The organism is Amycolatopsis sp. M39, from assembly GCF_001651785.1.
Lineage (GTDB): Bacteria > Actinomycetota > Actinomycetes > Mycobacteriales > Pseudonocardiaceae > Amycolatopsis > Amycolatopsis rubida.
In genome coordinates this window covers 1-7,666 of sequence record NZ_LWSF01000040.1, presented here as the reverse complement: position 1 = coordinate 7,666, position 7,666 = coordinate 1, and the positions used below count along the sequence as shown (strand labels likewise).

At 69.7% G+C, this 7,666-nt stretch carries 7 protein-coding genes; all 7 read left to right on the top strand.

Features of this window, described 5'->3' with window-relative positions:
- The first annotated feature begins 378 nt into the window (after nucleotides 1-378).
- The 7 genes from A4R44_RS42975 to A4R44_RS42945 all read left to right on the top strand — a co-directional run bounded on the left by A4R44_RS42975 (nucleotide 379) and on the right by A4R44_RS42945 (nucleotide 7,533).
- Entirely contained in the window at nucleotides 379-1,434 is a 1,056-nt protein-coding gene (locus A4R44_RS42975; RefSeq protein WP_067594852.1) for a UDP-N-acetylmuramate dehydrogenase, read from the top strand.
- Between the two features lie 175 nt (nucleotides 1,435-1,609).
- Complete coding sequence (locus A4R44_RS42970; protein ID WP_067594849.1) at nucleotides 1,610-2,797, top strand: Ig-like domain-containing protein; 1,188 nt, start codon at nucleotides 1,610-1,612, stop codon at nucleotides 2,795-2,797.
- Between the two features lie 29 nt (nucleotides 2,798-2,826).
- Entirely contained in the window at nucleotides 2,827-3,648 is an 822-nt protein-coding gene (locus A4R44_RS42965) for an alpha/beta fold hydrolase (protein WP_067594846.1), read from the top strand.
- A gap of 13 nt (nucleotides 3,649-3,661) precedes the next feature.
- Nucleotides 3,662-4,960 carry a D-inositol-3-phosphate glycosyltransferase gene (gene mshA, locus A4R44_RS42960; protein WP_067594843.1) on the top strand — a complete coding sequence of 433 codons (1,299 nt, stop codon included), beginning with the start codon at nucleotides 3,662-3,664 and terminating at the stop codon, nucleotides 4,958-4,960.
- A complete protein-coding gene (locus A4R44_RS42955; protein ID WP_067594840.1) occupies nucleotides 4,957-5,469 on the top strand; it encodes a YbjN domain-containing protein in 513 nt (170 codons plus the stop codon). Before mshA ends, A4R44_RS42955 begins: the two co-directional genes overlap by 4 nt.
- A gap of 66 nt (nucleotides 5,470-5,535) precedes the next feature.
- On the top strand, nucleotides 5,536-6,363 hold the full coding sequence (locus tag A4R44_RS42950) for a DUF4349 domain-containing protein (protein WP_067594837.1): 828 nt from the start codon (nucleotides 5,536-5,538) through the stop codon (nucleotides 6,361-6,363).
- Between the two features lie 420 nt (nucleotides 6,364-6,783).
- Entirely contained in the window at nucleotides 6,784-7,533 is a 750-nt protein-coding gene (locus tag A4R44_RS42945; RefSeq protein ID WP_067594834.1) for a phosphoglyceromutase, read from the top strand.
- The last annotated feature ends 133 nt before the right edge of the window (nucleotides 7,534-7,666 follow it).

Sequence of the window (7,666 nt, the reverse complement as noted above, 5' to 3'; positions counted from 1 at the left end):
GTGGTGGGTGCGTCGGCTGCGGGGAGCGGCTGGGTGTCTCGGTGGTGGGTGCATCGGCTGCGGGGAGCGGCTGGGTGTCTCGACCGTGGGTGCATCGGCTGCGGGGGAGGGGCCGGGTGCCTCGATCGTGGGGGGCGGCGGTTCGGGCAGGCGATGGGTGCGCGCGGATGGGGGCTGGTGGTTGCGGGGTTCGCGGGGCGCATCCGGGCGGCGGTGGTCTGTGAAGGGCTCCTTGAGGGAATCCACGTCCGTGAAGGGGCCTCTCGCGGGCCGGTGTCGGGTCGTGAGGGGAACCCTGCGGGAATCAGAGTCAATGAGGGTGGCCCTCACGGACGGTCCGAGGGGGCGGGGCGGGGGCGGGCAGTACCGTCAGTATCCGTGGACATCGCTGAAACGCCTGGTCCGGCTCGCCTCGCCGACTTCACTACTCTCCGCGTCGGCGGACCGGTGCGTCGGCTCGTGATCGCGACCACCGCCGCGGAACTCGTCGCCGCCGTGCGCGATGCCGACGACGCGGGTGAGCCCGTTCTGTTGCTCGGCGGCGGATCGAATCTCGTCGTCGGCGACGAAGGCTTCGCAGGCACTCTCGTGCGGATCGCCAACACCGGCTGGACTCGCGACGCCGACATCGTCGAGGTCGCGGCTGGGCAGGAGTGGGACGCGTTTGTCTCCGCGCTGGTCGACAACGGCCTCGGCGGGCTTGAGTGTCTTTCCGGGATTCCGGGCTCGGTGGGGGCGACGCCGATCCAGAACGTCGGCGCGTATGGCGGCGAGGTGGCTGAGTCGATCGTCTCCGTCGAGTTGTACGACCGGGCCGCGAAGGAGGTGCGGACGGTCAAGGCTGACGAACTCGGCTTCGCTTACCGCACCAGCGTGCTCAAGGGCACAGACCGTGGCGTGGTGCTGAGTGTGCGGTTCCGGATCGACCCGAGCGGGCAGTCCGCGCCTATCCGGTACGCCGAGTTGGCGCGCACGCTGGGTGTCGAGATCGACGCGAAAGTCCCCGCCGCGCAGGTCCGGGAAGCGGTGCTTGGGCTGCGCAGGGGCAAGGGCATGGTGCTCGACCCGGCGGATCACGACACCTGGAGCGCGGGCTCGTTCTTCACCAACCCGATCGTCCCCGGGGAAGAAGCGGCGGCGGTGCTGAGCCGGATCGCGGAGTCGGCTGAGGGGAAGATCCCGCAGTACCCGGCCAAGGGCGGGGTGAAGCTGTCCGCCGCGTGGCTGATCGAGCGGGCTGGGTTCGGCAAGGGGTACCCGGGGCCGGGCGGCCGGGTTTCGCTGTCTGCCAAGCACACTCTCGCGCTCACCAACCGCGGCGAGGCCAGCACCGAAGACCTGCTGGCGCTGGCGCGCGAGGTCCGTGACGGCGTCGAGGCCCGGTTCGGTGTGCGGCTCCATCCCGAACCGCTGCTGATCAACTGTTCGCTCTGAGGCGCACGGGGTAACCCGAGTGAGCCAATGGACAGGAAACCGGCAGCAACCGGACACCGGGTGAAACGTCTTGCGGGATGGAGAGGAATTTCCGGTTCGCAGGTAACGTCGAATCGCTCACCGGCGCTGATGTGCGTGGGAGAAGCCGGTGCGGGGGACAAGTGGAGGTAAGACCGTGATCGAGCGCCGTACGGTGTTCAAGGTCGTCGCCGCGGCGAGTGCGGCTGCGCTGGCCGCCGCGTGCTCGGGCGGCAGCAACGACGGCACCGCGGTGCCGCAGGGCGGAAGCGGCGACAACGGCGGCAAGCCGGTCGCCCCGGTGGCGAAGCTCACCGCGACCCCGGCCGCCGGAGCCAAGGACGCGAGCGTGCGCGAGCCAGTGGTGGTGAAGGTCACCGAAGGCAAGCTCACCGAGGTCAAGCTGACCAACGAGGGCGGCGACGAGATCAAGGGCGAGATCGCGCCCGACGGCCTGTCCTGGACCAGCTCCGAACCGCTCGGCTACGGCAAGACCTACAACTACGCGGCCAAGGCGACCGGCAGCGACCAGCGCCCCGCTGAGCTGAAGGGGTCGTTCGCCACGGTCAGCCCGGCCAAGACGGTGCGCGCCACGCTGAACCCCGGCGACGACGCCGAGGTCGGCGTCGCGATGCCGATCAGCGTGAAGTTCAACGGGGCCGCTCCGAAGGACCGGGTCGCCGTCGAGAAGGCGCTCAAGGTCAAGACCAGCAAGGACGTCGAGGGCTCGTGGGCCTGGCTGTCGGCGAACCAGGTGGACTGGCGGCCCAAGGAGTACTGGCCGGCCAACACGACCGTCGAGGTCGAGGCCAACCTGTACGGCGTTGACCTCGGCGGGGGCGTCTACGTGAAATCGGACGTCAGCACCAAGTTCAAGATCGGCCGCAACCAGGTGGTCAAGATCCACACCCCGGACCATGTGATGAAGGTCTACCGCGGCGGTGCGGAGAGCGCGAGCTACCCGTGCTCCAACGGGCTGGACTCGGTCGTCGACCGCAACACCCCGAACGGCACCTTCATCATCATGTCCAAGGAGCCGCACGCGGTGTTCGACAACGCCCGCTACGGCTACACCAACGTCAACAAGAAGTGGGCCTGCCGGTTCTCCAACCACGGCGAGTTCATCCACGAGAACCAGGACAACGCGGCCGCGATCGGCAAGACGAACAACTCGCACGGCTGCGTCAACCTGCTTGAGGCGGACGCCAAGGCCTACTTCGACACGGCGATGATCGGCGACCCGGTCGAGGTCACCGGTTCGAAGCTGGGCAGCCCGACCAACTCCGACGTCAAGGACTGGTTCTACGACTGGCCGACCTGGAAGTCGCTCTCGGCCGCGAAGTGAGGCAAGGGCCGTCTGCTACGAAGTAGGGCGTGAACACTGAGGTAACCGGGGCCGGCGGCGTGCGGATCGCACTGCGCGTCGAGGGCCCGGAGAACGCGCGTCCGATCGTTTTCGTGCACGGCTGGGCCCAGTCCGCCGCGGCCTGGTCCGCTCAGCTGGCCGACCCGGCGCTGAGCGGGCAGTTCCGGCTCGTCGCGATGGACCTGCGCGGACACGGCGGCTCCGACGTCCCCTCGGACGGTTACGACGATCCCGCGCAGTGGGCGGGAGACCTCGCCGCGGTGCTCGACTTCGCCGGTCCGGAGGCGATCGTCGTCGGCTGGTCCTACGGCGGACTGGTGATCGCGGACTACCTGCGCGAGCACGGCACCGCACGGCTCGGCGGCATTGTGCTGGTGGGCGCGATCACCGAGATCGGCCGCAAGCGCGAAGGCGGCGCGACCGGGCCGATCATGCGGGCCGCGCTGCCCGCGGCGCTCTCGGCCGACGCTGCGACGGCGATCCCCGCGCTGGTCGAGTTCGCCCGCTCCCAGACCAGTCCGAAGGTGCCTGGTGCGTACGCGCAGGCGATGCTCGGCAGTTCGCTTTCGGTGCCGCCCGCGGTGCGCGGCGCGCTGTTCCGGCGGGACATCGGCAGTGGTGAGGTGCTTTCCGCGGTCGACAAACCGACGCTGGTGGTGCACGGCTCGGCCGACGGCGTGGTGGATCCTTCGGCGGCAGAGTATTCGGCCGGGAAGATTCCGGGGGCGGTCCTGCGTTGGTTCGTTGAGGCCGGGCATCTGCCGTTCATCGAGGAGCCGGAGGACTTCAACTCCGCGCTGCGGCGGTTCGCCGGGGACGCAGCCGAGTAGCAGGAGTGACCAGGTGACCCTCAAGGGATTCATCGCTGAGCCGCGCCGGATCGCGGTCTTGTCCGTGCACACCTCCCCGCTCGAGCAACCGGGCACCGGCGACGCCGGCGGGATGAACGTGTACGTCAGCCAGACCGCGCAGGAGATGGCGCGACGCGGCATCGAGGTCGAGGTCTTCACGAGGGCGACCTCGTCGGAGCAGCCGCCGCTGGCCGAACTGGCTCCCGGCGTCACGGTGCGGCATGTGCCCGCCGGGCCGTTCGAGCCGCTGGCGCGCGACGAACTGCCCGCGCAGCTGTGCGCGTTCACCTCGGGCGTGCTGCGCGCGGAAGCGTTTCACGAGCCGGGCTACTACGACCTGATCCACTCGCACTACTGGCTGTCCGGTCAAGTCGGCTGGCTGGCCCGGGACCGGTGGGGAGTCCCGCTCGTGCACACCGCGCACACGCTGGCCAAGGTCAAGAACGCGCTGCTCGCCGAGGGTGACAAACCCGAGCCGCGCACGCGCGTGATGGGCGAGGAGCAGGTGGTCGCCGAAGCGGACTGTCTTGTCGCGAACACGCAGGTGGAGGCGAGGCAGCTGGTCGATCTCTACGGAGCTGCCACGCACGCTGTGCATGCCGTGCCGCCGGGTGTCGACCTCGAACGGTTCACGCCTGGCTCGCAGCTGGACGCGCGTCGCGAGCTGAACCTGTCGCCGGACGCTGTCGTGCTCGCTTTTGCCGGACGGATTCAGCCGCTCAAGGCTCCGGACGTGCTGTTGCACGCCGCGGCGGAAATGCTGCGACGGCGGCCGGAATTGGCGTCGCGGCTGGTGGTTCTGGTGGTCGGCGGACCGTCTGGCACCGGGTTGGAGCAGCCGCAGGCATTGCGCGAACTGGCGGTGTCGCTGGGCATTGCCGAGCAGGTGCGGTTCCTGCCGCCGCAGACCGGGTTGAAGCTGCGCACGGTGTTCCGCGCGGCCGACGTCGTCGCGGTGCCGAGCTACAACGAATCGTTCGGTTTGGTCGCGCTCGAAGCACAGGCGTGCGGTACGCCGGTGGTGGCGGCGGAGGTCGGCGGGCTGCCGGTCGCGGTGCCGCACGGGGTTTCCGGGCTGCTGGTTCCGTCGCACGGCGCTCCGGAATGGGCCGACGCGCTCGCCGCGGTCGCGCTGCGGCCGGACCGGCGAGCCGAACTGGCGGCCAACGCGACGCGGCACGCGCAGCGGTTTTCCTGGCGGCGCACCACGGATTCGCTGCTGGAGATCTATGCTCAAGCGACCAGAGCGTTCCGGCAGGCGCTGGAACTGCGGGCGGAGGTGGCAGTGTGAGCCTTGACGCGACTATCAAGTCCACTTTGGACTCAAGTGGGCTCGCCTACGACCGTCGCGGCGCAGGCCGCTATTTCGTGACGTTGCCGGGAACCAAGAAGCTGCAGACCAACTGCTGGCTCGTGGACGGCGACCACGCGTTCTCGGTGGAGGCGTTCGTCTGCCGCCGTCCGGACGAACGGCACGAGGACGTGTACCGGTTCCTGTTGCAGCGCAACGCCCGGCTTTACGGTGTGCACTACACAGTGGACAGTCTCGGCGACATCTACCTGGTCGGCCGCTTCGGCAAGGAGACGGTGACCGAGTCCGAACTGGACAAGATCCTCGGCCAGGTGGTCGAAGCCGCCGACGGCGATTTCAACATCCTGCTGGAAATCGGATTCGCCACGTCGATCAAGCGCGAATGGGACTGGCGCGTCTCGCGCGGCGAATCGCTGGCGAACCTCCAGGCGTTCAAACACCTCGCCGAACCCGCCGGAGGGCACGAACCGGGGTTGACCGAGTCGTAACCGATTCCGTGCAACGGGTCCGCACCGTCGCTTCGTCTCACCGCCAACGACTGGAGGGAGACGGGAATGCGGACTCGATGGAGATACGTGCTCGCGGGTGCCGCGGTGTTGCTGCTGGCTGGATGCAGCGGCAACACCGCGGACTCGGCGAGGTCGGCTGTCGCGCCCGCGCAGCAGCAGGAGCAGGGGGCAGCGCCGAGGCAGGGCAACGCGCAGGCGTACGTGCCCGAGCCCGGCGCGACTGACCGCAAACTGGCACGCAGCGCTCGGCTGGAACTGACCACCCCGAAGACTGGCGACGTCGTGTCCCGCGCCAAGGCGATCGCGACCGCTGCGGGCGGCTACCCCGGGCAGGAGAGCGCGACGGACGATTCCGCGTCGCTGACCTTGTCCGTGCCGGCGGAGAAACTCGACGGCGTGCTGGACCAGCTCGGCGGGCTCGGCCAGGTGAGGCGGCGGGAAATCAGCGCACAGGACGTGACCTCGCAGGTGGTCGACGTGGACGCGCGGCTGGCGACCCAGCGGGCGAGCGTCGACCGGATGCGCGCGCTGCTGGCGAAGGCGCAGTCGGTGTCCGAGATCGCGTCTGTCGAGAGCGAGCTGACGAGCAGGCAGGCCACGCTGGAGTCGCTGGAGCGGCAGCAGGCGTCACTGGCCGGGAAGGTCGCGATGGCGACCGTGTCGCTGTCGGTGACGAAGCAGGCGGCCGCGACGGCGGAGACTGGCGGCTTCCTCGCCGGGCTGTCCGGCGGCTGGGACGCATTCGTCGCCTTCTGCGGCGGGCTGGTGCGTGTGCTCGGCGTGCTGCTGCCGTTTGTGACCGCGTTCGGGATCCCGGCGGGCGCGGTGTTCTGGTGGTTGCGGCGGCGGCGTAAGGCCAGGCCCGCGCAGTGAGGGGGCTGGCGGAACGGCTCGAGGGAGGGGGAGTCGCGATCTCGAGCCGTCCCGCTGCAGGTCCCGCCTGCTGGACCCGGTGACGAGGGGGATGCCAACGGGGCCGGCGGGCCGCGGCTCGGCAGGGGGGAGACGAGCCGCGGTCACTGCCCGTGATCAGCCGGGAGTGCGTGGAATCCGGCTGAGCGGGACATGCCCAACCTGTCAGATATCGACCAGTAATCACAAGACTACTGGTTACTCCGTTCGAGTGAAATTTGCTGACGGGGATAACAGTGCGCAGCGCCTTGCACTCTTTCGCCCGCTCGTCGGCAACCCGGCTGCGGGTCGGGTGAAAGTGTTACTCCCGGGTAACGCACTCTGGGTAGAGGGGTGGACGCACTACTGGCGGCGCGCACGCGTTCTGGCAGGCTGATGGCCATGGCCGAACTTGGGACCCTGGTGCTGCTGCGGCACGGACAGAGCACGTGGAACGCGGAAAACCTGTTCACCGGCTGGGTGGACGTGCCCCTTTCGGAGACCGGCGAGCGCGAAGCCCGCCAGGGCGGGCAGCTGCTCGCCGAGGCGGGGCTGCTGCCGGACGTGGTGCACACGTCGCTGCTGCGCCGGGCGATCAGCACGGCGAACGTCGCCCTCGACGCCGCCGACCGGCACTGGATCCCGGTCAAGCGCGACTGGCGGCTCAACGAGCGGCACTACGGCGCGCTGCAGGGCAAGAACAAGAAGCAGACGCTGGACGAGTTCGGCGAGGAGCAGTTCATGCTCTGGCGCCGCTCGTACGACACGCCGCCGCCGGCCATCGACCCGAAGGACGAGTTCAGCCAGGCGGGCGACGCGCGGTATGCCGACCTCGGCGACCGGGCCCCGCTGACCGAATGCCTGAAGGACGTCGTGGCCCGGCTGCTGCCGTACTGGGAGTCGGCGATCGTCCCCGACCTCCAGGCGGGCCGCACCGTGCTGGTGGCCGCGCACGGCAACTCGCTGCGCGCGCTGGTCAAGCACCTCGACGGAATCTCCGACGACGCTATCGCCGCGCTGAACATCCCGACCGGCATCCCGCTGCGCTACGACCTGACCGCGGACCTCAAGCCGGTCAAGGCGGGTGGCGAGTACCTCGACCCGGAGGCGGCGAAGGAAGCCGCTGCCGCGGTGGCGAACCAGGGCCGCTGAGCCTTTCGCCCGCTCGTGAGTGGCGGGGCCGGTTCTCACCGGCAACGCCACTCATGTGCGGCGGTGCGGCGAGGCGTGCGGCGGGGCGGCGAGGCGTGCGGCGGGGCGGCGAGGCGTGCGGCGGGGCGGCGAG